The sequence below is a fragment of the Pseudoalteromonas sp. K222D genome (assembly GCF_017653575.1).
GTDB classification, from domain to species: Bacteria; Pseudomonadota; Gammaproteobacteria; order Enterobacterales; family Alteromonadaceae; genus Pseudoalteromonas; species Pseudoalteromonas nigrifaciens.
In genome coordinates, this window is sequence record NZ_JAGGDL010000002.1 from 226,391 (window position 1) to 250,579 (window position 24,189).

Annotated in this window: 24 protein-coding genes and 1 pseudogene; 20 read left to right on the forward strand and 5 right to left on the reverse strand. The window is 41.0% G+C overall.

Annotated elements, in window-relative coordinates:
• Positions 1 to 4: 4 nt before the first annotated feature.
• The 8 genes from J5X91_RS02515 to asd all read left to right on the forward strand — a co-directional run bounded on the left by J5X91_RS02515 (position 5) and on the right by asd (position 10,396).
• Complete coding sequence (locus J5X91_RS02515) at positions 5 to 1,372, forward strand: MotA/TolQ/ExbB proton channel family protein (protein ID WP_208834007.1); 1,368 nt, start codon at positions 5 to 7, stop codon at positions 1,370 to 1,372.
• A 3-nt stretch (positions 1,373 to 1,375) separates the two neighbouring features.
• Entirely contained in the window at positions 1,376 to 1,903 is a 528-nt protein-coding gene (locus tag J5X91_RS02520) for a MotA/TolQ/ExbB proton channel family protein (RefSeq protein WP_011330146.1), read from the forward strand.
• A gap of 54 nt (positions 1,904 to 1,957) precedes the next feature.
• Positions 1,958 to 2,368 (forward strand): biopolymer transporter ExbD, encoded by a 411-nt coding sequence (locus J5X91_RS02525; RefSeq protein WP_011330147.1) that lies wholly within the window; start codon positions 1,958 to 1,960, stop codon positions 2,366 to 2,368.
• Between the two features lie 9 nt (positions 2,369 to 2,377).
• Positions 2,378 to 2,983: an energy transducer TonB gene (locus J5X91_RS02530; protein ID WP_011330148.1), complete on the forward strand. Its 606-nt coding sequence runs from the start codon at positions 2,378 to 2,380 to the stop codon at positions 2,981 to 2,983.
• Positions 2,984 to 3,034: 51 nt separating this feature from the next.
• Positions 3,035 to 4,360 (forward strand): CDC27 family protein, encoded by a 1,326-nt coding sequence (locus J5X91_RS02535; protein ID WP_208834020.1) that lies wholly within the window; start codon positions 3,035 to 3,037, stop codon positions 4,358 to 4,360.
• 309 nt (positions 4,361 to 4,669) lie between these two features.
• On the forward strand, positions 4,670 to 6,286 hold the full coding sequence (locus tag J5X91_RS02540) for a hypothetical protein (RefSeq protein WP_208834008.1): 1,617 nt from the start codon (positions 4,670 to 4,672) through the stop codon (positions 6,284 to 6,286).
• A gap of 90 nt (positions 6,287 to 6,376) precedes the next feature.
• Positions 6,377 to 9,058 (forward strand): TonB-dependent receptor plug domain-containing protein, encoded by a 2,682-nt coding sequence (locus J5X91_RS02545; RefSeq protein ID WP_208834009.1) that lies wholly within the window; start codon positions 6,377 to 6,379, stop codon positions 9,056 to 9,058.
• 198 nt (positions 9,059 to 9,256) lie between these two features.
• Positions 9,257 to 10,396 carry an aspartate-semialdehyde dehydrogenase gene (asd, locus tag J5X91_RS02550; RefSeq protein WP_208834010.1) on the forward strand — a complete coding sequence of 380 codons (1,140 nt, stop codon included), beginning with the start codon at positions 9,257 to 9,259 and terminating at the stop codon, positions 10,394 to 10,396.
• Between the two features lie 153 nt (positions 10,397 to 10,549).
• On the opposite strand, the gene J5X91_RS02555 is transcribed toward asd, so the two are convergent.
• On the reverse strand, positions 10,550 to 11,359 hold the full coding sequence (locus tag J5X91_RS02555) for an ion transporter (protein ID WP_208834021.1): 810 nt from the start codon (positions 11,357 to 11,359) through the stop codon (positions 10,550 to 10,552).
• Positions 11,360 to 11,439: 80 nt separating this feature from the next.
• Here J5X91_RS02555 and J5X91_RS02560 point away from each other — a divergent pair, with 80 nt between their 5' ends.
• From J5X91_RS02560 to J5X91_RS02580, 5 genes are all read left to right on the forward strand, one after another.
• A complete protein-coding gene (locus J5X91_RS02560; RefSeq protein ID WP_011330154.1) occupies positions 11,440 to 11,652 on the forward strand; it encodes a hypothetical protein in 213 nt (70 codons plus the stop codon).
• Positions 11,653 to 11,748: 96 nt separating this feature from the next.
• Positions 11,749 to 12,030 carry a hypothetical protein gene (locus J5X91_RS02565; protein WP_011330155.1) on the forward strand — a complete coding sequence of 94 codons (282 nt, stop codon included), beginning with the start codon at positions 11,749 to 11,751 and terminating at the stop codon, positions 12,028 to 12,030.
• Positions 12,031 to 12,099: 69 nt separating this feature from the next.
• Positions 12,100 to 12,291, forward strand: coding sequence for a YwbE family protein (locus tag J5X91_RS02570; protein WP_011330156.1), 192 nt, complete (start codon positions 12,100 to 12,102; stop codon positions 12,289 to 12,291).
• Positions 12,291 to 12,809, forward strand: a complete 519-nt coding sequence (locus tag J5X91_RS02575; protein WP_086999126.1) for a DUF4240 domain-containing protein — start codon at positions 12,291 to 12,293, stop codon at positions 12,807 to 12,809. Before J5X91_RS02570 ends, J5X91_RS02575 begins: the two co-directional genes overlap by 1 nt.
• Before the next feature lie 191 nt (positions 12,810 to 13,000).
• Positions 13,001 to 13,462: a hypothetical protein gene (locus J5X91_RS02580; protein ID WP_011330158.1), complete on the forward strand. Its 462-nt coding sequence runs from the start codon at positions 13,001 to 13,003 to the stop codon at positions 13,460 to 13,462.
• An 18-nt stretch (positions 13,463 to 13,480) separates the two neighbouring features.
• On the opposite strand, the gene J5X91_RS02585 is transcribed toward J5X91_RS02580, so the two are convergent.
• From J5X91_RS02585 to J5X91_RS02595, 3 genes are all read right to left on the reverse strand, one after another.
• Positions 13,481 to 14,740 carry a Y-family DNA polymerase gene (locus J5X91_RS02585; RefSeq protein ID WP_197107471.1) on the reverse strand — a complete coding sequence of 420 codons (1,260 nt, stop codon included), beginning with the start codon at positions 14,738 to 14,740 and terminating at the stop codon, positions 13,481 to 13,483.
• On the reverse strand, positions 14,728 to 15,141 hold the full coding sequence (gene umuD, locus J5X91_RS02590) for a translesion error-prone DNA polymerase V autoproteolytic subunit (RefSeq protein WP_208834011.1): 414 nt from the start codon (positions 15,139 to 15,141) through the stop codon (positions 14,728 to 14,730). Before umuD ends, J5X91_RS02585 begins: the two co-directional genes overlap by 13 nt.
• Positions 15,142 to 15,223: 82 nt before the next feature.
• The gene (locus tag J5X91_RS02595; protein ID WP_208834012.1) at positions 15,224 to 15,643 is read right to left on the reverse strand and encodes a MarR family transcriptional regulator; all 420 of its coding nucleotides are present in this window, start codon (positions 15,641 to 15,643) and stop codon (positions 15,224 to 15,226) included.
• Positions 15,644 to 15,763: 120 nt separating this feature from the next.
• Between J5X91_RS02595 and J5X91_RS02600 the strand changes: the two genes are divergently transcribed.
• The 3 genes from J5X91_RS02600 (at position 15,764) to J5X91_RS02610 (ending at position 18,923) form a co-directional block, all read left to right on the forward strand.
• Positions 15,764 to 16,507 (forward strand): siderophore-interacting protein, encoded by a 744-nt coding sequence (locus tag J5X91_RS02600; protein WP_208834013.1) that lies wholly within the window; start codon positions 15,764 to 15,766, stop codon positions 16,505 to 16,507.
• Between the two features lie 128 nt (positions 16,508 to 16,635).
• On the forward strand, positions 16,636 to 17,625 hold the full coding sequence (locus tag J5X91_RS02605) for an LLM class flavin-dependent oxidoreductase (RefSeq protein ID WP_041455000.1): 990 nt from the start codon (positions 16,636 to 16,638) through the stop codon (positions 17,623 to 17,625).
• A 278-nt stretch (positions 17,626 to 17,903) separates the two neighbouring features.
• Positions 17,904 to 18,923 carry a patatin family protein gene (locus J5X91_RS02610; protein WP_208834014.1) on the forward strand — a complete coding sequence of 340 codons (1,020 nt, stop codon included), beginning with the start codon at positions 17,904 to 17,906 and terminating at the stop codon, positions 18,921 to 18,923.
• A 93-nt stretch (positions 18,924 to 19,016) separates the two neighbouring features.
• Here J5X91_RS02610 and J5X91_RS02615 read toward each other — a convergent pair whose 3' ends face one another.
• On the reverse strand, positions 19,017 to 19,448 hold the full coding sequence (locus tag J5X91_RS02615; RefSeq protein ID WP_208834015.1) for an Lrp/AsnC family transcriptional regulator: 432 nt from the start codon (positions 19,446 to 19,448) through the stop codon (positions 19,017 to 19,019).
• Positions 19,449 to 19,616: 168 nt separating this feature from the next.
• On the opposite strand from J5X91_RS02615, the gene J5X91_RS02620 reads away from it, so the two are divergent.
• The 4 genes and pseudogenes from J5X91_RS02620 to J5X91_RS02635 form a co-directional block, all read left to right on the forward strand.
• On the forward strand, positions 19,617 to 20,687 hold the full coding sequence (locus J5X91_RS02620) for an ornithine cyclodeaminase (protein WP_208834016.1): 1,071 nt from the start codon (positions 19,617 to 19,619) through the stop codon (positions 20,685 to 20,687).
• Positions 20,684 to 21,595 carry an arginine deiminase-related protein gene (locus J5X91_RS02625; RefSeq protein WP_208834022.1) on the forward strand — a complete coding sequence of 304 codons (912 nt, stop codon included), beginning with the start codon at positions 20,684 to 20,686 and terminating at the stop codon, positions 21,593 to 21,595. Before J5X91_RS02620 ends, J5X91_RS02625 begins: the two co-directional genes overlap by 4 nt.
• 106 nt (positions 21,596 to 21,701) lie before the next feature.
• The gene (locus J5X91_RS02630; RefSeq protein WP_011330168.1) at positions 21,702 to 23,108 is read left to right on the forward strand and encodes an alanine/glycine:cation symporter family protein; all 1,407 of its coding nucleotides are present in this window, start codon (positions 21,702 to 21,704) and stop codon (positions 23,106 to 23,108) included.
• A 183-nt stretch (positions 23,109 to 23,291) separates the two neighbouring features.
• A pseudogene (locus J5X91_RS02635) lies at positions 23,292 to 24,053 on the forward strand (patatin-like phospholipase family protein); the annotation flags it as partial.
• Between the last annotated feature and the right edge of the window lie 136 nt (positions 24,054 to 24,189).

The window sequence follows — 24,189 nt, forward strand, 5'->3', positions numbered from 1 at the left end:
GAAAATGAAATTGTTTACTCAAATGACAAAAATGGCCGTACTTGCTGCAAGTATAAGTTTTATATGCGCAAGTGTAGCAGCTGAGCCAATGGATTTAGATTCATTACTTAAAAACCTTGAACAAGGTAAATCTGCGCAAAGTGTGCAAAATACTCAGCGTGAACAACAATTTACTGCGCGTCAAAACGAGCAAGTACAAATGCTAAAAGACACGCAAGCAAAGCGTAGTCAAATGCTTAGTGAATCAGAGCGGTTAGAAACACAGTTTGAAGAAAACGAAATTAAACTGGCTAATTTAACCGATACCCTATCAAAGCGTATGGGATCACTTAAAGAATTGTTTGGTGTGTTGCAACAAGTGGCAGGCGATTCAAGCAATAAGTTTGCTACCTCTGTGGTATCGGCAGAAATACCAGGGCGAAGTGTTTTTATGGACGATCTGGCACAAAAAATGGGATCTACTTCACAACTTGCTTCAATCGAAGATATTGAAAAAGTGTGGTACGAGCTACAACGTGAAATGACCGAGCAAGGCAAAGTGAGCCGCTTTAATACTCAGGTTATTATTGAAGGTGGTAACAAAGCAGAGCAAGAAGTTGTGCGTGTTGGTGCTTTTAACCTTATATCCAACGGTAAATATTTAGAGTACAGCTCAAGTACAAATACGTTAAGTGAGCTTACCCGCCAGCCCGTATCGCGCTATACATCAACCGCAGGCGAGTTACAGCAGGCTAAAAACGGTATTGTGCAGTTTGCACTAGACCCAACCGGTGGCTCAATTTTAGGTTTACTAGTACAAGCCCCAGATACCGCTGAGCAAGTTCACCAAGGCGGCGCTGTGGGTTACGTTATTTTAGGTGTGGGTTTATTAGCCCTGTTAATTGCAATTGAGCGTTTTGTATCTTTATTGCTAGTGGGTGGCAAAATTCGCCGTCAACTTAAAGACACAGTTGCTCGCGACGATAATCCACTAGGCCGTGTTATGAAAGTAAAAGACGACTACCCAAATGTAGCCTACGACACCCTAGAGCTTAAATTAAGCGAAGCTATACTGCGCGAAATGCCAAAAATAACCCGTAACTTAACCCTGATTAAAATTATTTCAGTAGTGGCTCCGCTGCTTGGTTTACTTGGTACAGTTACCGGGATGATCAATACCTTCCAAGCCATTACCTTGTTTGGTACCGGGGATCCTAAGCTCATGGCAGGCGGTATTTCTCAAGCGCTTGTAACAACAGTACTTGGCTTAGTTGTAGCAATACCCACAGTATTTATTTACACCATACTCAACACCCGAGCAAAAAGCTTACTGCTTATTTTACAAGAGCAAAGCGCGGGCATTATTGCAAAACGAAGTGAAAAAGGAGCATAAACCATGGTGCTATTGATTGATTCAATCAATGCTATCCGTGATTTTCTCGACACTGGTGGCCAAGTTCTCTTGGTCATTGGGGTGTTAATCTTCGCGATGTGGTTATTGATACTCGAGCGATTCATTTACTTTTTTAATGGTTTTCGTGGTTACAAAAAAGCCATCAAAAACAGTTGGCTTAAGCGCAACGAGCGTAATAGCTGGAATGCAGAACAAATTCGCCAAGCGATGATCTCACGCGCCAGTATGCGTCTTAACGCTAACTTAGCACTTATTAATGTGATGGTTGCATTGTGTCCGCTACTTGGCTTACTTGGCACAGTAACAGGAATGATTGAAGTGTTTGATGTTATGGCTATTACAGGTACAGGCAGTGCGCGCTCTATGGCGTCGGGCGTATCTAAAGCAACTATTCCAACTATGGCAGGCATGGTCGGTGCGTTATCTGGGGTATTTGCCTCAACGTACTTACAACGCCGGGCTAAACGTGAAGTAGCGCTACTTGAAGACAGCATGGTTTTAGACCATTAAGCAATTATTAATAAGTGGCTCTATCTATAGCCACTTATTTCAGGAGAATAAAAAATGAGAGCCCCATTAGGAAACCTATTTCAAGAAGACGAAGCAGAAGAAATAAACATGACCCCCATGCTAGATGTGGTATTTATCATGCTTATTTTCTTTATTGTAACCGCCTCATTCGTAAAAGAGTCGGGTATTGATGTTAACCGCCCCGAAGCCGCCACTGCGGTTAAAAAAGAACGCGCTAATATTTTGGTCGCTATTTCAGACACAGGTGAAATTTGGATTAATAAACGCCAAATAGATGTGCGTGCGGTGCAGGCAAATATTGAGCGTTTAAAAGCCGAAAACCCACAAGGGAGCGTGGTTATTCAAGCAGATAAAAAGTCGACCACGGATACTTTAATTAAAGTAATGGATGCAGCGCGCGCCGCGGGTGTGTTTGATGTGTCGATTGCGGCCCAAGAAGCCTAAGGGTTAGCCATGCGTTATTTAATAGCATTTGTAATAGCCATTTTAGTAACCTTTATGCTGTTTTTAGGCATGCAGGCACTTATTACTGGTGGTGAGGGCGCAATGAGCGAACCTGCAAAGGGGAACGTGCTTGACTTTGTACGGCTTAAAAAAGAAGAAAGCTTACAAACAAAACAGCGCAAACCACAAAAACCACCCACACCCAAAGAGCCGCCACCACCAATGGAGTCACCAAAAATGCAAAACAGCGATGCCAATGCAAAAGCTAATAATTTTGACTTTGCGGCCAATGTTGATGCCGAGGTGAATTTAGCCGGTGGTTTAGCCCTTGAATCAAGTGATGGTGAATATCTGCCCATTGTAAAAGTGGCGCCAGTGTACCCAAGGCGCGCACTGTCTCGTGGGATTGAAGGCTACGTTATTGTTGAGTTTACAGTAACCAAACAAGGCACTGTTCGCGACCCTCAGGTATTAAAGGCAGAGCCTGAATCGCTATTTGACCGAGCGGCGATGGATGCAGCCCTTAAATTTAAATATAAGCCCCGCGTAGTCAATGGTGAAGCCGTTGAAGTTGCGGGAGTGCAGAACAAAATATCTTTCCAGATAAGCGGTTAATTTTTGGATTAATTAATTCAACCTATTAATGGATAGAAAAGCGAGGCGATGATGAAATTACAACCAATAGCAGTTATTTTTAAATTAACACTTTTTTGCAGCGCAACAATAAGCGCAAGTATTGTAACCCCCAGTGCACTTAGTTTATTACCAGGTGTGAGTGCTTTTACAGCGCAAGCCGCAGAGCAAAAAACCAAACGAGTACCGGCCCTGCGTGAAAAAGTATATAGCCAGTTAGCGCGAGCCCAAAAGCTTGCCGACGATGGCGATGTTAAAGCAGGCCTTGAAGCGCTTGATTCTATACAAGATCGCGCATCAAGCATGAACTCCTACGAAATTGCAATGATGCATAACTTTTATGGCTTTATTTATTACAACGAAAACGACTTACCCAAAGCAATAGCCGCGTTTGAAAAAGTAGTCGCAGAGGAAGGTATTCCAGAAACATTACGTTTAAGCACTACGTTTAGTTTGGCTCAATTGGCAATGGCTAACAGTGACTACAACAAAGTAATTACGTTTTTAGACCAATGGGATGCTATTAATACAAAAGATAAGCCAGAGAGCTACTATGTGTTAAGAGCGCAAACCTATTATCAGCTAAAAGACTACCAGCAAGGCCTTAACTACATAACGCAAGCTATTACACTAAGTGACAGCGAAGGCAAAGTACCAAAAGAGAACTGGCTAGTATTACAGCGTGCTATGTACTACTCACTTAATCAGTCCGATAAAGTGGTAAAGGTACTAGAGCGCATGGTTAAGCTGTATAACAAACCAGAATACTGGGTGCAGTTAGCAGGTATGTATGGCGAAACAGGTCAAGAAAAACAACAACTAGCAATTATTGAAGCGGCATATCAGCAAGGCTTTTTAACCTCCAAGTCAGATTTACGCCAATTAGCCCAGGTGTATTTATACAATGGCTTGGCTTATAAAGCAGCCATAGTGATGAGTAAAGCAATTGAGGCAGGAATAGCAGAGCAAACCGCTAAAAACTATGCCTTTGTAGCTGAAGCCATGATCCAAGCTAAAGAAGATGCGCAATCGATTAAATACTTTGTAAAAGCGGCGCAGTTATCAAGCAGTGGTAACTACGATCAGCGCTTAGCACAAGTGTATGTAAATACAGAGCAATATGAAGAAGCTGCCGACTCTGCGCGTAAAGCACTTGATAAAGGCAACCTTGATTTTGAATCAAACGCATTTGTAGCTTTGGGCATGGCACAGTTCAATTTACAAAACTTTGATGCCTCTATTTTAGCGTTTGAACAAGCGCAAATACATAAAAAGTCGCAGCGCTTAGCCAAGCAATGGATTAAATATGTAAAGCGCGAAAAAATACATGCTGAAACCCTAAAAATAGCATTACTTTAATGTTTTACTTTTGCGCTAGGTGCTAAATTAATAGCGCATAAAAACAGTTTATAATCGCAACGCCAAACCGCACTAATATTAATTTAGTGCGGTTTTTTTACTTCTGCAAAGTTAACCATATGAATATGCTTAATTTATTATTGTCACATAGTGTTTATTAAAATGTAACGGCACTGTCATATCTCTCCCGTATTGTACTCCTATTCGATAACTCAAGTGACCTTAATGCATGAGTGTCGTGCCTTAAAGTGACTTAAGTTATTACTTAATGCGCTAACAAAATAATTAAATACTTTAACGGAGTGAACAATGAAATTATCTGGCTTATTTAAGGTTAGTCTAGTGGCTACTGCAATGATTTTAGCAGGCTGTGGCGGCGATATCGAAATTACACCCACGGTGAACGATAACAGCACCAGTACTGATAACAGTGTTAATAATTCAAATAATAATAGCGGTGGCACTAACGATGATATTAGTTGTACCGAGTATCAAACTGATGCGGGCACGGTTGCTGGTATTTTTGATGGTAAAGACTGTTTATATAATGACTCGTTTGCCAGTAAAAACATTCAAATTACAGCTAACTTAACCTTTGAAGAATTACCAGATGGCGGTGTTCACTTATTCGAAGACGCATTATTAATTGGTACAGATGGCGACACGACTACTGATTTTAGCATTCCAACAAACGGCCCTACGTTAACGGTTAAGCCTGGGGCAACTCTTGCATTTAAATCGGGTGAGGCTATTGTGCGCATTGCTCGTGGTGCAAAAATTCAAGCTGTTGGCACTGCCGATAAACCGATTGTATTTACCTCTGCTAAGGCGTTTCCTCGTTTTGATGCCGAAGGTAAAGGCCCACTCTATGCAGATTGGGGCGGCATAATTATTAATGGTAATGGCATTACTGACCAATGTACTGACGCAGAGCGCGACGCGGCAACGTGTAATGTGCCCTCAGAAGGGATCACCAGTTACTTTGGTGGTAATGATAATAGCGACTCTAGCGGTAATATTAAATGGACCAAAATTTGGTATGCCGGATCAGGTCCTAAAGTAGGCGGAGAAGGGGATGATTTAAACTCGTTAACCCTCAATGCGGTAGGCTCGGGTTCAGAGTTTGACTACATTCATATTCACCAAGGTTTTGATGATGGTATTGAAATATTTGGTGGCGCAACCACCATTAAGCATGTTGTTGTAACCGACACTCAAGATGATTCGTTTGACTTTGATGCAGGTTGGCAGGGCAAAGCGCAGTTTTTGTTTGTTAAACACGGCACCGTAATTACCCGCGAAGGCACCACAGTATATATGGGTAATAACGGCTTTGAGTCAGACGGCGTAAAAGGTACATCAAGTGCGCAAGTGGCACCATCAAACCCAACCATTGCTAATGTCACTATTATCACCACCGATGGCCTATCGGTTCGTGATACTGACCCTTCAAATGCGTTTAAATTTGATGACTCATTTAATGCTAATTTTTATAACGTATTAATGACCAAAGACATAGCTTTGCAATCTAGCTGTATTAGCTTTTCAAGCGATGGCGAAAAACAAGCCGATAAAATTATTTTTAATAGCTCAGTAATGACCTGCGCCTCTGAATTTGACGATGCCGATGGCACCTTTAATAGTGGTAAAGAGCCTGCAGCATTAACGGCCACTACACTTACTGCCTGGTTTGATAATAACGGCAGTAATCAACGTATAGGCGAAGGGGCCGATGTATTTGCTAGCAATGGCTTTGCTACAAATACTGCCTCAACCGATATTACTGTTACCGCTAACGACTTAAGTGGCTTAGATGCGAGCTTTTTTGAAGCCGCTCCTTACATTGGTGCAGTGTCTGATCAAGACACCACATCACCTTGGTACAAGTGGGTAGAAACAGCACTCGCTGCATCAGCTCAAGACTAATACATCAGTAACGCACATTAAATAGTTAGGGCGCCATTTGCAAAGTGCATTTTAGGCGCCCCTTTTTTAACTGATTAGGGATCTGTAAAGATGTTGAATCAAGCTAGATTGAATAAATTGTCATTGGCAATTAGTCTCTCGCTTTTAGCAAGCTCGCTTAATTTGAGCGCTGCACAAAGTGAGCAAAGCGAAATAGAAGAGGTTGTTGCTGTTGGCACTCGGCTACAAGGTAGCGCCGCAGCTGTAGTTGAGGAGCGTAAAAACCAAGCCTTTGTTGCCGATATTTTAGGTGCTGAACAACTTGCGCGAACCGGCGATAGCGATGCGGCTTCGGCGCTGCGCCGTGTAACGGGTTTAACCTTAGTAGATGGTAAGTTTATTTACGTACGTGGCTTAGGTGAGCGCTATTCTAGCGCGCGTTTAAACGGCGCTTATATTCCCAGCCCAGATTTAACGCGCAACGTAGTGCCGTTGGATATTTTTCCTGCCAGTATTATTCAAAGTATGGCGGTACAAAAAGCCTACTCTCCAGATATGCCAGCGGCGTTTGGCGGCGGTAATATCGATATTCGTACTAAATCAATTCCTGCAGAATTTACTGCCGGATTTGCGGTTGGTTTATCTAAAGATACATCGGCTAGCAGCGGTTTTACCTATAAAGGCAACGATGGCGATATACCCCAAATTTTAAATAACGCCATAGTGCAATACAAAGGCAATTTTGATGTGGGGAACATTATTGCTAAAGATAACTTGGTTGATAACAGCGAGGCGTCACGCTCAGACCAAGCAATTGCCATTAACAATCAATTGTTAAAATCGCTACCACGTAATTTTGCTTTAAAAGATGAATCGCTAGACCCAAATTGGGATATTAAAGGCCATTTAGGCAATAGTTTTGATGAGTCCTTTTTAGGCGGCACTTTTGGCTTTTTACTCTCAGGTGAATACGATAAAAGCTGGGACTCGGCAAAAAGAAGAACCGCTGTTATAGCCCAAGATATTGGTGATGATTGTGCAACCACCCTTAATTCAGCGCAAGATGTAAGTACATCGTGTTTTAACACAGTTAAAGACTCAGTAACCACCACAGAAAACGAGCGTTATAACGCCACGCTAAATTTAGGTTATAGATTAAATACCCATAGTATTTCATTTATGAGCTTATATTTACGCGACAACGAGGATGAAACCGAGGTAGCCACGTCGCAAAGCCCCGCAGGCAGCTCGGTATTTACCATAGTAAATGATAACCGGGCTAATCGTACTCATGAGTTTAATTTAGAGCAGCGCACGCTTACGGTAAATCAGTTATTAGGCCAGCATACCTTTTTAGATTACTGGGGTATTGGCGCCGACTGGCAATATACTCGCTCTAAAGCCAGTACTGACATTCCAACTAATGTAGAGTTTAAATTTAGAGATAACTACGATAACAGCGGTAACTATAGCAACTCGCAAATTACCGGCGATGATAACCGGGCGCTGTTCTCGTATATAAATATGCAAGACAGAGTAAATTCATACGGCGGTAATTTAACGCTTCCCTTAAGCTTTAATGCTGTTGAGGTAGAGTTAAAAACCGGCTTTGATATCGCCGACCGAGCGCGTATTTATAACACCTCTAGTTTTGCAGTAAATAACGGCACTGGCCTGGCGTTAACTGTGGCAGATAATCCACTCGATGCGGGCAATTATTTAACCGATGAATTTATTGACGGCGAACGTATTTTACTCGACTTTAATGAACCCTCAGCCCCTGATGCCGATGACTATATAGCTGGGCAAAAAATATCAGCTGCGTATGGCTCGTTTGATGTTATTTATGATGACTTACTGCGTTTAAGTGGTGGGGTGCGTTATGAAGAATTTAAACAAACCTCTATAGGCACCTCAAGCTTAATTTTTACTGCGGATGACTTAAATATTTACTATTCCCCAGAAAAAATAGCCGCAGGCAGTATTAATGAAGATGACTTTTTTTCGGCGTTATCGCTTACTTATTTAGGCGGCGAAAATTACCAAGTACGTTTAGGGTATGGCGAAACAGTAGTGCGCCCCGACTTACGTGAAGTAGTGCCAGTGTCGTATTTTGATCCGCTAACCGATATTCGTACTTTTGGCCGTGTGGGTTTGCAAAGTAGCCCAATTAAAAATTACGATTTACGCTATGAATATTATGGCAACACCGGAGATTCATTCTCTGTAGCAGCCTTTTATAAAGACATAGATAAACCGATTGAAACTGTATTACGCATTGGCGATGAAGATTACTCAGCCTCATTTGTAAATGGTAAAACTGCGCAGGTATACGGTATAGAAACTGAATGGCTAAAAGATCTTACTTTTTTAACCGAAGGGCTATTTACCAGCGGTAACATTACCTTAAGTGACTCAGAGGCAGATATTGATCCTGCACTTGCGAGTAACTTAACTAACCCGACTAAACGCATGACAGGGCATTCTAAATACGTGGTTAACTTACAGCTCAACTACGACTCTGTTGATGGCCAGCATAGTAGCTCGTTGGTGTATAACGTATTTGGCGAGCGTATATTGGCCGCCGGTATAGCCGGGCGTGATGATGCCTACGAGCAGCCTTTTCACTCACTCGATTTAATTTACACTTGGTATCCCGACTTTAACTCCAACGTTAAGTTTAAAGTTACAAACTTACTTGATGAAGAGCAGCAAGTTACGCAGTCAGATATTGTAGTACGCTCTAAAGAAGTGGGAATGACCTTTGATGTGAGCTACAGCTACACATTTTAGCCACGCTAGCGTAAAGGTAATTATTATAGCCCCATGCTTTTGTATGGGGATTTTGGTTTTTTATGGCTTAGTATGAAATATATTTAAGTTGTAACTTATTAACTAGTTTTGTTAAACCACCAGTGTTAGCTTAAGCTTGATATGAAAATTAAATCTCACGCAATGAATTTTAATTTTTAATCTTTTCAGGCAACTTTTATGAATCAAATAATGGAACTCACAATGAAAAAAGTAGGATTAGTCGGTTGGCGTGGCATGGTTGGCTCTGTGTTATTAGAGCGTATGAAGCAACAAAGTGATTTTGCACTTATCGACACCACCTTTTTCACCACCTCACAAGCGGGCCAATTAGGCCCAGATATTGCGGGCGAAGCAAAGCCGTTACTCGATGCCAGCAATATTACCGAACTGGCTAAAATGGACATTATTGTTACCTGCCAAGGTGGCGATTACACCAATGCGGTTTATCCACAATTGCGCGAGTCGGGTTGGGATGGTTATTGGATAGATGCAGCGTCGGCACTGCGTATGGCTAACGACAGCATTATAGTACTCGATCCGGTCAATAAAGACGTTATTGAGCAAGGTTTATCACAAGGTGTTAAAACCTTTGTAGGCGGTAACTGTACGGTTTCTCTTATGTTGCTTGCACTGGGCGGTTTATTTGAGCAAGACTTAATAGAATGGGTAAGCCCCATGACCTACCAAGCCGCGTCGGGCGCGGGTGCGCGCAACATGAAAGAGTTAATTGCACAAATGGGCGCAATTCATCAAAGTGTTGCCGAGCAACTTGCAAATCCAAGTGCTGCTATTTTAGAAATAGATAAAATAGTCAGTGAAAAAATGGCCTCGAACCAATTGCCACAGGATCAGTTTGGTGTGCCATTAGCGGGAAGTTTAATTCCGTGGATTGATGTGCCTATGCCAAGTGGTCAAAGTAAAGAAGAGTGGAAAGCGCAAGTTGAAGCGAATAAAATTTTAGGCTCGGCTAAACAACCTATTCCAATAGATGGTTTATGTGTACGTATTGGTGCTATGCGTTGTCATTCACAAGCAATGACTATTAAATTACGCGAAGATATTAGCGTTGCCAAAATAGAGCAAATTTTAGAATCGCATAACGAGTGGGTAAAGGTTATTCCTAATGATCGCGATATTAGCACTACAGACTTAACTCCAGTTAAGGTCACCGGTACACTTAATATTCCAATTGGGCGTATTCGTAAATTAGCCATGGGGCCTAAATATATTAGCGCCTTTACCGTTGGCGATCAGCTGTTATGGGGTGCTGCAGAGCCGCTACGTCGTATGCTTCGCATAATTGTTGACAGCGAATAGTAGCAATTTAATGTAACCGTATAAACGCTCACATTGTTTTATAAAAAAAGGGTTAGCCATTGGCTAACCCTTTTTTATTTTAAATGCTAAATTAATTATTCTTCAACTTAGGACTATTAAGCTGGTGGCTGTGAATAATTAATAGCCTTTTATTTAATACTCTTTTTCTTTGAGTAATGATTTTAGATCAGCAATTTGTGCTTGCAAGGCGTTTACTTGCCCTTGTGTCGCGGGCAGTGAATCGTTATCGGCCAGCTCATCGCGGGCATTTTTGTGCTCTTGCGACATCACTTCTAAAATAGCGCCAACCATCATATTTAAAAATACAAACGCAGTTAAAAATATAAAGGTTAAGTAGTAAATCCAGCTAAGTTTATAAACCAGCATGGTTTCGTACATTACGTCGGTCCAATCTTCAAACGTGGCAATTCTGAACAAGGTCAACATAGATATTGATACATCACCCCACAATACAGGGTTTATATGTGCAAACATCATACTGCCTACAGCGGCGTAAATGTAAAAAATAACAAACATCAGCAGGGCTATGTAACCCATTTGCGGAATAGCTTTAAGTAAAGCGTTAACTAATAAGCGCAGCTCGGGGACCATAGACACCAGCCGCAATACACGAAATACTCGCAATAAGCGTGCAATTAGCATACTTGAGCCTGCCGCAGGGTATAAGCTACCTAGTACAATAAGGGTGTCGAAAATATTCCAACCTTTGGAGAAAAAATCTTTGATACCTTTACTGGCAATAAAGCGAATTACGAGTTCAATTAAAAAGAACGCCGTAATGCCTATATCCATCCAATTAAGGACAATTTCTACCGTTGGCGGAAGAGAATAGGTGTGAGCACCTACGGTAAGAGCAGAAACAACAATTACAGCAATAACAAATGATTGAAATAGTTTGCTTTTATCTATACGCTGAAACTGCTTTTGCAACTGCGGCAACATCATAATAAGTCCTGTACAAAGTAAGGTTTTTTGAGGCGCTTAATATACAGTTTTTACCTTCTAAAGTGTAAGGAATTTTAATGATTATCAATAAACTAAACGCGAGTTTACTGTTTGTAGCCGGTTTGAGTTTGCTCGCTGGCTGCAGCTCTGATGCACGCTTTCATGAAATACAATCTGCACGTCTTGATGAGTGTAACTACAAAGCAGACAAAGAATATTACGAATGCCTTAAATTACAAGAGGCTAATTTTGAAGAGTTTAAAAAACAACGAGCCGAAAACACTCAGTAACGCTTATTTAATCACTCTTATTAAATAACGGCTATTAAGCGTTATTACTATTTAATTTCAAATATTAATAAATTAAGAGGCTATGGCTAACACATTATGACAAAAACTCAAAAACAGCGTGATAAACAAATACGCCAAGTACTGACAATTGCCTGTGAAAATATAAAACAAACCGATTTTGGCTTTGCTTATTTAACACATACCGTTGATTTAAATAACGAAGCTAACACCTTAAAAGTTCAATGCTATTTTAACGATGACCTAGCGTATCAAAAAAGCGAGTTACATTTTGACGCGCTTAAAAATGAGATCACACAACAGCTTGCAACAATTGGTTTGGCTATTAAAGCAGCGAACATTTCGTTTTTAGTCGATTAACCTTTGTTAGGTTGGTTTGTGTATGCTTGGAGGCTATAATTGGCCAAATTATTTTTTAGAGTATAAATTATGGCTGTCCCTACTCGTTCGCAAATCTCCCCTGGTACAAAAGTAAATATCGTATTAAAAGAAGATCAACGCAGTGGCACATTAACGCAAGGTGTGGTTGAGCGTTTATTAACAAAGTCACCAAACCATCCTCATGGTATTAAAGTACGTTTAGACGATGGCCAAGTAGGCCGAGTGAAAGAGATCTTATAATGAGCACTTTAACAGAACAGGCTTTTTGGGATTTAGTAACCGCCCCCGATTTAGGGCTCGATCCGCAAAATGTGAGTGATAACTTAAAGCTTAAACTGCACGATTTAACCGATCAGCAGTTAATTGAGTTTGATAAATTCTTTGGTATTTGTATGCGTAAATGCTACACCTGGGATTTATTTGGCGCAGCATTTGTAATGGCCGGTTGTAACGACGAATATGGTTTTAGTGAGTTTAGATGCTGGTTAATATCGCGCGGCGCAGACGTGTTCGAAAACGCTTTACTAAACCCAGATTCAATTGCCGCCTGTACGCCTGTGTATCATGTTAACGAGCAGCCTTATCCGTACATTGATGAATACGACTTAATTGCTGGTTTACTTTACGAGGAGCGTAACGATGACGAACTGCCATTTATTCCCTCAGGAAGTGACGAGCCAAGAGGCAAACGCTTTAAAGACAAAGCTAAGTTTTTAAAGCAAAGCTATCCGCTGTTATTTGCTAAGTACTGGCAGTAATATTTTCACACCCTAATCGTTTTATTTTTTACTGCGTATAAAAACGCTTAGGGTGTGTAGCGCCTTTTTAAAGCAACACGACTTCTCTCCTTTTAAAGTAAATCTCTGTTATAGTTATAAAAGTTATAAAAATTAAGCAACCAAGCATTTCGCTATTATTTAACCCACTAATTCGAGGATACAACCACTTAATGAAATACTTAACACTTGCTTTATTAGCTATTGCTTTTACCAGCGCTCATGCAGTTGCAACCCCAAGTAATAAAAGCCGTTTTATTCCGCTTTTAAAAACAAAACTGGGTGCCTATGAGGTGGTGTCGGCTAATTCAGCGTTATGCGTTAATAGCCAATTGAGTTTAGTAAATCCAGATAATGAAGATGCCGGTTTTACTTTAGGTGAGCAAATTATTTTTGACTCATTACATAACGGAACACAAACGGTTAAAAAGCCCGATTTTTGTTTTGTTACTAGCTCATTAAAATACAAAAGCGACGGCATTGAAAACGGCTTAAGAATGAGTCGCTGCGAAAATCCAGCTAACGAAAAAATAATTAGCCAAAGCATTTACTTTTTAGCTAACGACACACTTAAATATACTTTAAGCCAGCCAAGCGTTGCATGCACTTTTAAAAAAGTGCCCGACAGTCAGTAACGCATAGGTAAGCTGTACTTACTCACAATATATTTTGGGTATATCACGCCAGCGCGTGGTGTACTGCGGGGATAAAAAATTCCTGTTCATATGCCAACCTTCATTTAATTTACTGCTTGCTAAACTTAGCATTCCTTTACCATAGCGTTTATTTATTGCATCAAGACAATTCATTAATGGTGGATTGTCGGTGCGTTCATTAAATAAATCGTCTTGTTGAAATTGCTGCGCAATAAGTTCTAAAGCACCTACACCACATTTATAATAGCGAATACCCGGCTGGTATATTTGCTCAAACACTTGAGATACAGCACTAGCCATTACGCAGGTGTCGTTAGTGGGGCTGGCAAATGTATACATATACGACTTTTTATAAAAAACGTTTTCGTGAGACGAGCTCGCCGCAAAAATATAAAGTTGTTTGGTAAGCGATTTTTGCTTTCTTAATTTACTAGCAACCACAGTAACGTGATTAATTAACGCGGTTTTAAGTGCCGTTGGCTCGTATATACGCTCACCAAAGCTTCGGGTCGAAAATATCTCGCGCTTATCTTGGCGTACGTCGTCCCAATTTAAGCAAGGTATGCCATTAAGCTCATTTACAGTGCGCTCTACCACCACACTAAATGCACGGCGCATACTGTTAGGGTTTTGCTGCGCTAATTGCCATGCAGTGTGTATGTTCATTACTTTTAATTTTTTGGCTAAACGCTTACCAATACCCCATATATCTTGGCAACTCATTCTTTGTAAAATAGCTTTACGGCTTGCTTCGCAGTTAATAACAGCAACGCCATTAAATCCGGATAATTTTTTAGCGGCATGGTTTGCCGCTTTTGCTAAAGTAGCCGTAGAGCCAAAGCCAACACCAACGGGGAGCTTAGTTTCGCGCCATACGGTGCGCCTAATAGTGTGCCCGTATGCAAACCAGTCATTAATAACAGGGGTGTAACCGTTAAAGTGTAAAAATGATTCGTCGATACTGTATACGTGTTGCACGTCACAAAAGCGGCCAATAACGTTCATCATTTTGTCGCTTAAATCTGCGTATAGCTCGTAATTACTAGAGCGAATTACTACATTATTTTGCGCAAGTAACTGCTTAACTTTAAAGTAAGGCGCAAATTTAGGAATATTTAAACGCCGAGCAATGGGGCAAACCGCGCATATGCAACCGTCGTTATTGGTAAGCACCACCACAGGTTTTGAGCGAATCGCTGGATCGAATACTTTTTCAGCACTGGCATAAAAGGCCACCGCGTCTACTAGGGCATATATAACAGTAACTCAGGGCTTTGGCGGTGCAGGCGAATTGAGCGTGTCACTACGCCCTCAAGCTGAAACTCATCGCAGGAGGTTAGTTGTACTGGTTTATACAAAGGGGATGCCGAGAGCAGCCGGGCATTGGTTTTATCAAGTAGCTTACACACAAATAAGCCATTTAAATTGGCAACAATAACGTCGCCATTTTTAGCCTGTTCAGCGCGGTCTACTATTAGCAAGTCACCTTCAAAAATACCCACGTCTTGCATTGAGCTGCCAGAGGCAACGCCAATAAAAGTGGCGTCGGGGTGCTTTATTAATAGCTCATCAAGCGACACACCAAGCTCGCTATATGGTGCAGCAGGCGATTCAAACCCGCACACCCCCGCTTCTATATAAATGGGAATAACAAACATAAAGATCAACCAAAACGCATATACTGTACAAGTGTACAGTATATGCGTTTTATTTTACTTTTGCCAAGTAATGAATGAAAGATCACTGCATGTTTTTGATCATTGTTTGTGCGGTACTTAAGAAGTCGTTGATTTGCGTCGAGTTTAAATTTTTACACATTTGCTCGTTAACCTGGCGCTCGGCACTTAGTAATTTGTTAAAAAGCGCAGTGCCAGAGGCAGTAAAAGAGACAATAAAACAGCGTTTATCGTGCTCACTGGCACATTTGTTGATTAAATTTAATGCTAAAAGCTCCTTAATTAAACGGGCAATTTGTGCTTTGTCGCGTTGAGTTTGGGTAACAATATCGTTAGCAGTACACTGCGGCGTTGCTGCAATAATATGCAAGCAACGCACATGCATAGCGTTTAAACCAAGGTCGTTCGCATTAATCGCATCACGCGTTGTTACGCGGTAGCTTTGCATTAGCATAAAGAGTGTATTAGGGAGAGATGATTTCATAGTAATTACCAAATGGTTGACAATATCAATTAAATTGCTATAGTTGATTTTATCAACCAATGGGGCGTTGTGCAAATGTTGCTGCATGCAATTTAAACTTTTTGTAAAACGAGGTAATACATGAGTAGACAAATACGCAAAGCACAGGTGCTAAGTACGAAGCAAATTACACCGGACTTACAGCGCATTGTGGTGGGTTCTGATGAATTTAAAGATCTTACGCCAAGTTACATAGGCCACTATGTAAAAGTGTTACTGCCCCATAATGGTGAACTTGATTTAAACATAAAAACGGCGCTTATGCGCTCCTATACTATTAACCATGTTAATGAGCAAACGGGGGCGCTCACGCTCGACTTTGTAATTAATATGCATCAAGGTCCTGCTACAAACTGGGCGCAAACAGCAAAAGTGGGAGACAGCTTAGCCATAGCTGGCCCGGGCCCTAAAAAACTCGATAATTATAGCCATTCGCACTACGTACTCCTTGGCGACTTAACCTCAGTTAATGCAGTGAAAGGCTATGCTCAGCAGTTACCGCATAGCGCGAAAATTGATATGTTTATTCATGCTCCTAGCGAGCAAGACATTATTAGTTTAGATACGCTGCGCCCTGTAAATTGGCTAGTTACCAATAGCCCAGATGAAAGCATGCTAACTGCATTAAACAATTTAAAAATAGGCGTACAACCCCCAATTGTTTTTATGGCGGTAGAGGCAGGTTTAGTGCGCAAAGTAAAAACTAAACTTAATGAGCTATACGCCATACCACGTACGCATATTGTGGCGTCGGGTTATTGGAAAAAGGGACTAAATTCAGAGAGCTATAAACAGCAACGTCAGCAAGCGGCACAACCCGCTTAAATATGCTCAGGTTATTTAGTGTTTAGCACCTTTAGTATCTTGAATTACAGGTAACGCACACCCATCTCTAGTTTTTATGCTTGTGGTTATAGCACACCATAAGCATGCCATTTATAGGAGCTGCTATTTTGTTATCTAATATTCCCTTTTCGTTATTAGAGCTTGCCCCGATGCCCAAAGGGGCAACGGTATCCGAAACACTACATAAAAGTACTAAGTACGCTCAAAGAGCTGACGAACTAGGTTTTAATCGCTTTTGGTTAGCAGAGCACCATAATATGCCAGGCATTATATGTGCAGCTACCTCTATTTTAGTGGGCCATATAGCCAGTAAAACCGATCGAATACGTGTAGGCTCGGGGGGGATTATGCTGCCGAATCACTCGCCATTAGTTGTAGCCGAACAATTTGGTACATTAGAGAGCTTATACCCAGGGCGTATTGATTTAGGGCTTGGCCGTGCACCAGGAAGCGATCCTATTACGAGTAGAGCTTTAAATTCAGACATGAGCCGAGCAGAGCGCTTCCCTCAAGAAGTAACCGAACTGCAAACCTTATTAGGGCCTTATAATGGCACTCACCCAATACGGGCTATACCCGGTGAGGATACCAATATACCTATTTGGTTATTAGGCTCAAGCTTATTTAGCGCGCAACTTGCAGCGCAAAAAGGGTTACCGTATGTATTTGCAGGGCACTTTGCTCCGCGCTTTTTGTACGATGCCATAGAGTTGTATAAGCGTGAATTTAAACCTTCAAAGGTACTTGATAAGCCATACATAATGCTGGCGTTACCGCTGATAGCAGCCGATACCGACGAAGAAGCACAATACCTATCGACCACTTCGCAACAGCGGGTACTTGCGCTAATGCGTGGCAGTGAATTATGGCTGCAACCACCTGTTGACTCTATGGACGGCCTATGGAGCGAGCAAGAGCGTGCACAAGTGGAAAACTTTTTAAGTTTAAGTGTAATAGGCGGGCATGTAAGTATAAGACACAAGTTAGAAATGATAGTAAAAGAGCTGGGCGTTGATGAATTTATATTTACCAACGATTTATACGACAGCGAAAAACGCCATAGAGCTATCGAAATTTTAATGGAATTAAAACGTTAAGTTTCATTTAGTTAAGCAGGCGTACACCTTACGCCTGCTATATTATACGCGAAATCTAAACTAGTTTTGCTTATAGGCAACATCAATCTGTATTTTGGGTGCTCATCTAAGTTACTCTCAAATAACAGCAAATAAATTATCCTACCGCATTCGCTTTAAGCGATTAAACTAATAGATTTAATCAAATTTTATAGTGATAACTTACCCGCTATAATTAAAACCACAAAACGTTATAACTCTATAACTCTATAACTCTACTTTTTACAGGAAGGTGCACCGTGAACTCGCTAAATAATGTAATCCCTAATTCAGTTAATAAAGCAGCGCTGCCAAAAATTGCGCTGATTGCTGAAGGTGGCGGACAGCGAGGTATATTTACAGCCGGTGTACTCGATGCGTGGTTAGAGCAAGACTACGACCCATTTGATTTATTTATTGGTACTTCTGCGGGCTCGCAAAACTTAACTAGTTTTTTAGCAAGGCAAAAAGGCTATGCAAAGCGTTTGATCAGAGAGTTGTCGCGTAATAAAAACTTTTTTCAATTAGGCCGTGGTTTAATTGGTAAGCACATAATGGATTTAGACTGGTACTTTGATAAAACCACAGAGGTAAATCGTAGTTTAGATTTTAAAACAGCCAAAAGTAACTTAGGGGATCGTGAATTGCTTATTACAGCAACTAACTCACGAGACCGCAAACCGTACTTTTTAGCGCCTACAGGCGAGAGCAAGCAATGGCGTGAGCTATTAAAAGCATCAAGTGCGTTACCATTTTTGTATAAGCAAGGTGTAAAACTAACACCTTGGATGAATACTTTAGCAGCTAACGAAGCCGAGCTTGCCTTAGAGCAAGTAGAGCCAGCAGTAGCCGACTTTTACTTAGATGGCGGCCTTGCAGCACCTTTACCTGTACGTGAAGCCTATAACCGAGGCGCACGTAAAATAGTGGTGATCCGCACGGTCGATATTAACTTTCAAGTACAATCGGCATGGGTAAATAAACTAAGAGCATTTGTGTGCGCGTCAGGCTATTGTCCTAAAACCATAGATTATTTACTACAGCACGAACAAGCATACCAAGAAGAGTTGGAGTTTATTGCAAACCCACCAGAGGATGTTGAAATTATACAAATTTTTGCAACCGAAAAACTGCATAGCAAATTACTTGGCAGTTCAGATAACGATTTACGTTTTGATCACAAACTTGGTTTACAGGCAGGGCGTGCTTATTTAGCAGAGCAAAACCCGCAAATTTGGGATCATAGCCATAATCAAGCATTGCAGTACTGTTATAACTAAATATAACTAAATTAAGGGGGGTATTTACTCAATTGAATTGAGGTAATAAATAACCTCTTTGCTGGCGTATGTAATGCACGCCAGCATTTTATTTTAAGTAGACGAAAGCAAAATACTGGTTTCGCTATTTAAAATACCGTCTATTTCCCTTACTTGCCTAAGCACCCCATCAAATTCACTTAAGTTAGCAGCTTGAATATCGGCTACTAAATCCCATGCACCGTTAGTGGTGTGCAATTTAGTTAGCTCAGGAATACCGCGCATCGTTTTTATAACTTGCGAGGTCGACTTACCTACCACTTCTACCATCATAATTGCTCTGACTGCTTCGGTTTCAATGTGCTGATGTACACGCACGGTAAAACCTAAAATTGCCCCTGATGAAAGTAATCTGTCTAATCTATTTTGTACTGTGCCCCGCGACACGTTTAATGTAGTGGCTAAGGTTGAAATAGAAGCGCGGCCGTCTTTTCTAAGTTCAGCTATTAATGCTTTGTCGAGGGCGTCATAAATATAGGGAGTCATAGGTTAAGCCTTAGGTAAGTTTTAAACAAAATACTAAATTTAACCATTGCCGCCTAGCAAAATGACAAAAAACAATGCTATTTGTATAATTAATTGCCATTTTAACTGACGCACCAGAGCGATAAACTGTCTATAAATAATTGCACACACTTACTTATAGAGGTTTTAATGACGCATTTTATAGCACAGCCAAAACAAGGCGTTCCTTTTATTAGCGTACAAACAATGGCAAAGCTTATAAATAAACTCGGCATAGAAAATGTTTTACAACAGCTAACAAAGCGACTAGAAACAGACTTTACTCGTTGGCAGCAATTTGATAAATCCCCACGTTATGCAGCGCATTCACCAGAGGGCGTAATAGAGCTTATGCCAGTGAGCGACGGCGAACTATTTAGCTGTAAGTATGTAAACGGGCATCCTAAAAATACTTTTAGAGAACTGCAAACCGTTGCTGCATTTGGAATTTTAGCCGATGTAGATAGCGGCTATCCGATTATGATCAGCGAAATGTGCCTACTTACCGCACTCAGAACTGCAGCCACTTCAGCATTAGTCGCAAAATATTTAGCCCCTAAAAATGCAACCACACTAACGCTAATTGGTAACGGTGCGCAGTCTGAGTTTCAGGCGTTGGCATTTAAAAGTGTACTGGGTATTACTGATATTCATTTATACGATATAGACCCGAGTGCGTCGCAAAAAGCTTTTAATAACCTCACTGCCTATGGCTTAAACGTCACTATTTGTAACAGTGCTGCAGAGGCGGTAAAAGGTGCGCACATAATAACAACCTGCACTGCAGATAAAACCAACGCTACAATTTTAACCAGCGAGATGATCCCACAAGGCGTGCATATAAATGCTATTGGTGGCGACTGCCCAGGTAAAACAGAATTAGATACAAAGCTGCTTGAGCGCGCCGCTGTATTTGTAGAGTACGAGCCACAAACACGTATTGAAGGTGAAATTCAACAAATGAGGGCTGATTTTGCTGTAACCGAGTTTCATCAAGTTATTAATGGACAAGCTTGCGGGCGTGAGAGTCAGCAACAACTTACTATTTTTGATGGTGTGGGCTTTGCTAGCGAAGATTTTACGGCATTGGCATTTATTCGCGATCAGCTCATTGCAACGGGGCAGTACAGCTTACTTGATTTAATTACCCAGCAAGCCGATCCGCGTAATTTGTTTTCAGTTTTAACCGCTGAGCATACGCAGCAAGAGAGTGTGGCATAAGTATGGTAAACCAAGCACCAAATAGTATTGTGATGGTTCGCCCACATCATTTTACTTCTAACCCGCAAACCATGCGTGATAACACATTTCAACGCAGCTGTTTAACAACAGATCAAAGCTTACATGCGTATAACGAAGTAACCAATGCAGTAGAAGTGTTAAAGCAAGAAGGGATCCTCGTTCACCTTTTTGAAGACCAGCATAAAGATACGCCCGACTCGGTATTTCCTAATAATTGGTTTACTACTCACCAAAATGGCGAAATACTAACCTATCCAATGTACGCACAAAGCAGAAGAGCAGAATATCGCAAAGATATTATTGATTTTTTAACGGATCAATATAAAGTGTCTGCAGTGACTGATTATTCATTTTTAGCGAAAGAAAATTCATTCTTAGAAGGCACTGGTTCACTGGTTATTGATCATCAATATAAGTTTGCTTATGCGGTTGAATCAAAGCGAACGACACAGTCAGTTGTTAACACAGTATGCGAGCAATTAAAGCTAACCCCGGTGGTTTTTAATGCCTACGATATGCAAGGCACAGCGGTTTACCATACCAATGTATTAATGTGTGTTGCTACAGAGTTTGCCATGATTGGCTTAGACATGGTGCCAAACGAACAGCGCAGGCAGCTAGTAAGCCATTTATTGCAAAGCTATCATCAAGTCATTGAGTTATCGGGCGATCAAATTAATAACTTTTGCGGCAATGCCATTGAGTTACAGGGCAAAAGCGGACGGATTTTAGCGTTATCAGCAACGGCTTTTAAAGCACTTACTGCAGCGCAAATTAAGGTAATAGAAAAAAGTGCCAAATTGGTGCCTTTACCTATTCCTACCATTGAATCTGCTGGTGGCTCAGTAAGGTGTATGATCGCTGGCATTCATTTACCAACAAAGTAAATGTATAAAATAATAAAGGCAGTGTTACTGCCTTTATTATTTTATAACGTATATTTGTGTCGCTTGCAGTGCCTATTTAAATAAGAAATATAACAAGGAATTAGCAATGTTCGATACCGTAGTAAAAAGTGTAAATGGTATTTTATGGGGAGAGGGCCAAGTCCTCATTTACATTTTATTGTTTGCTGGTATTTGGTTTTCGGTGCGTTTAAAAGCCATTCAAATACTTAAATTTAAACATATGTTTAGTTTACTAAAAGGCAGCAGCAAATGTAAAAAAGGCGACATATCATCATTTCAAGCGCTGTGTACTGGTTTATGTGCGCGGGTAGGCACGGGTAACTTAGCAGGTGTTGCCGTTGCTATATCATTAGGTGGTAGTGGTGCCATTTTTTGGATGTGGGTTATTGCCATATTAGGCATGGCCACAGGCTTTGCCGAAAGTGTATTAGGTCAAGTATATAAAGTGCGCGATAGCCAAGGCGAGTTTAGAGGCGGCCCTGCGTATTATATTCAACAAGGATTAGGCAATCGAGCCTTCGCTATTACTTTTGCACTGTGCTTATTTTTAGGTTACGGCTTTACCTTTAGCGCCATGCAAACCAACACCATTACCGATGCACTTAATTTTGCCTTCGAAATTCCAACCTTTTACTCTGGATTAGTGATCACTGTGTTAGCCGGCTCTATTATTGTGGGTGGTTTTAAAGCAATCGCTCGCTTTGCTGAGCGCGTAGTACCGGTAATGGGCATAGTGTTTGTGCTTGTTGCAGTTATTATTACCTTAATAAACTTCACCCAAGTGCCTGCTATGCTTAAAGATATATTTTTATCAGCATTTGGGCTGCAAGAAGCAGGTGCAGGCGCGATGGGCGCAGCAATAAAAAATGGTATTCAACGTGGCCTTTATTCAAACGAAGCGGGCGCGGGCAGTGTGCCACATGCTTCAGCCAGTGCAAGCCCACTGCCTAATCATCCGGTAACACAGGGCTACATTCAAATGTTAGGGGTGTTTTTCGACACCATAGTATTGTGTAGTTGTACTGCGGTTATTATTTTACTTGCCGATATAGACATAAGCGGCGAAATGGAAGGTATACGTTTAACGCAAAGCGCCATGACCGCTCATTTAGCGCAAGGGGGTGTGTACTTTGTAGCAGCCGCCATTACCTTGTTTGCCTTTACGTCTGTAGTAGCCAACTACGCTTACGCAGAAAGTAACTTGCACTTATTTAAACTCGATAACAAAATGGGCCGTGGTATTTATACTTTGCTTTATTTATCAATGATGTTGTGGGGCGCGTCGGCCACATTAAAGCAAGTATGGGATTTAGCCGATATTGCTTTAGGTTTAATGACAGTGGTTAACGTTATCGCTATTATATTGCTAACCCCAACAATATTAGCAGTTACTCGCGATTATCATACGCAACGCGAAAAAGGCTTAGAGCCCGAATTTAAAGTAAATGATGTAAAAGTACAGGGTAAATGCGAAACCGGCATTTGGGACTAGTTAACGTATTTTAAGTCACTTTTAGCATTAATAAACGGTTTTATGGCAGCATAAAATCGTTTTTATTTTTGCATAACTATTCTATTTTTAGCCTGGTTATATACAAGGTAATTAACAAATATATACCATTAAATAGAAATAAGCAGCGCAATTAAACACAGATTTTATAGGCTAAATTTTTAGATGATCAACATTTACGCAGGTAAAACTGCTGCAAAAATAATAAACGAACAGGGGTTTAAACCCGAATTATTCAGCTCATTTTTAGGTGCCAGCGGCGGGCCAAAATGGTTTACCTTGTTTGGGTTAGACAAGTATATATTTGGTGAGTTTTTTAAAAACCATAGCCAACCACTTAATTTAATTGGCTCCTCGGCCGGTGCATTTCGTGCCGCGTGTTTTGCGCAAAATGATCCGGTGGCAGCCATTGAACGTTTAGCCACATCGTATTCGCAAACCAGATACTCTAGTAATAAACCAACACCAGCTGAAATTACCACTAAAGCCCGCGCACTGCTTGAAGATGTTTTTGGCAATAACGGCGTGGCTGAAATTATAAATAACCCCGTATTTAAAGCACATTTTATAGTGGCAAAATCGAATGGATTTATAGCCAGTGAAAATAAATTATTACAGCTTATGGGTTTATCAAAAAGTTATATGCTTAATCGAGTAAACCGAAAATATTTAGGATCGCAATATGAGCGTTTTATATTTGGCCCAGCAACAAGCGACTTATCAATTACCGACAGCTATAATTTTAAAACACAAAAAATAGCGCTTACCCAAAATAATTTAAAAGAGGCCTTACTTGCATCGGGTTCAATACCGTTAGTTATGCAAGGAATTAAAAATATTGCAGGAACACCCGCAGGCATTTATCGCGATGGCGGCATTATTGATTACCACTTTGATTTAAAAATTAACAACCCAGGACTCATTATTAAGCGACAATTACGGTGGCCGGTCTAGCGACAATTATCTTGGCCGGTTGATCTGATAAGGTTCGGTACAGCAGAACGGAGGAGTTCACTGTGCCGGGAACACGAATCACTGATCAGCAGGTCACTATTTATATGAA

What these genes read in the sequence shown, in the direction of transcription:
- J5X91_RS02515 (WP_208834007.1), top strand. Translation starts at nt 5, where the DNA reads ATGAAATTGTTTACTCAAATGACAAAAATGGCCGTACTTGCTGCAAGT.
- J5X91_RS02520 (WP_011330146.1), top strand. Translation starts at nt 1,376, where the DNA reads ATGGTGCTATTGATTGATTCAATCAATGCTATCCGTGATTTTCTCGAC.
- J5X91_RS02525 (WP_011330147.1), top strand. Translation starts at nt 1,958, where the DNA reads ATGAGAGCCCCATTAGGAAACCTATTTCAAGAAGACGAAGCAGAAGAA.
- J5X91_RS02530 (WP_011330148.1), top strand. Translation starts at nt 2,378, where the DNA reads ATGCGTTATTTAATAGCATTTGTAATAGCCATTTTAGTAACCTTTATG.
- J5X91_RS02535 (WP_208834020.1), top strand. Translation starts at nt 3,035, where the DNA reads ATGAAATTACAACCAATAGCAGTTATTTTTAAATTAACACTTTTTTGC.
- J5X91_RS02540 (WP_208834008.1), top strand. Translation starts at nt 4,670, where the DNA reads ATGAAATTATCTGGCTTATTTAAGGTTAGTCTAGTGGCTACTGCAATG.
- J5X91_RS02545 (WP_208834009.1), top strand. Translation starts at nt 6,377, where the DNA reads ATGTTGAATCAAGCTAGATTGAATAAATTGTCATTGGCAATTAGTCTC.
- asd (WP_208834010.1), top strand. Translation starts at nt 9,257, where the DNA reads ATGAATCAAATAATGGAACTCACAATGAAAAAAGTAGGATTAGTCGGT.
- J5X91_RS02555 (WP_208834021.1), bottom strand. Translation starts at nt 11,359, where the DNA reads ATGTTGCCGCAGTTGCAAAAGCAGTTTCAGCGTATAGATAAAAGCAAA.
- J5X91_RS02560 (WP_011330154.1), top strand. Translation starts at nt 11,440, where the DNA reads ATGATTATCAATAAACTAAACGCGAGTTTACTGTTTGTAGCCGGTTTG.
- J5X91_RS02565 (WP_011330155.1), top strand. Translation starts at nt 11,749, where the DNA reads ATGACAAAAACTCAAAAACAGCGTGATAAACAAATACGCCAAGTACTG.
- J5X91_RS02570 (WP_011330156.1), top strand. Translation starts at nt 12,100, where the DNA reads ATGGCTGTCCCTACTCGTTCGCAAATCTCCCCTGGTACAAAAGTAAAT.
- J5X91_RS02575 (WP_086999126.1), top strand. Translation starts at nt 12,291, where the DNA reads ATGAGCACTTTAACAGAACAGGCTTTTTGGGATTTAGTAACCGCCCCC.
- J5X91_RS02580 (WP_011330158.1), top strand. Translation starts at nt 13,001, where the DNA reads ATGAAATACTTAACACTTGCTTTATTAGCTATTGCTTTTACCAGCGCT.
- umuD (WP_208834011.1), bottom strand. Translation starts at nt 15,141, where the DNA reads ATGTTTGTTATTCCCATTTATATAGAAGCGGGGGTGTGCGGGTTTGAA.
- J5X91_RS02595 (WP_208834012.1), bottom strand. Translation starts at nt 15,643, where the DNA reads ATGAAATCATCTCTCCCTAATACACTCTTTATGCTAATGCAAAGCTAC.
- J5X91_RS02600 (WP_208834013.1), top strand. Translation starts at nt 15,764, where the DNA reads ATGAGTAGACAAATACGCAAAGCACAGGTGCTAAGTACGAAGCAAATT.
- J5X91_RS02615 (WP_208834015.1), bottom strand. Translation starts at nt 19,448, where the DNA reads ATGACTCCCTATATTTATGACGCCCTCGACAAAGCATTAATAGCTGAA.
- J5X91_RS02620 (WP_208834016.1), top strand. Translation starts at nt 19,617, where the DNA reads ATGACGCATTTTATAGCACAGCCAAAACAAGGCGTTCCTTTTATTAGC.
- J5X91_RS02630 (WP_011330168.1), top strand. Translation starts at nt 21,702, where the DNA reads ATGTTCGATACCGTAGTAAAAAGTGTAAATGGTATTTTATGGGGAGAG.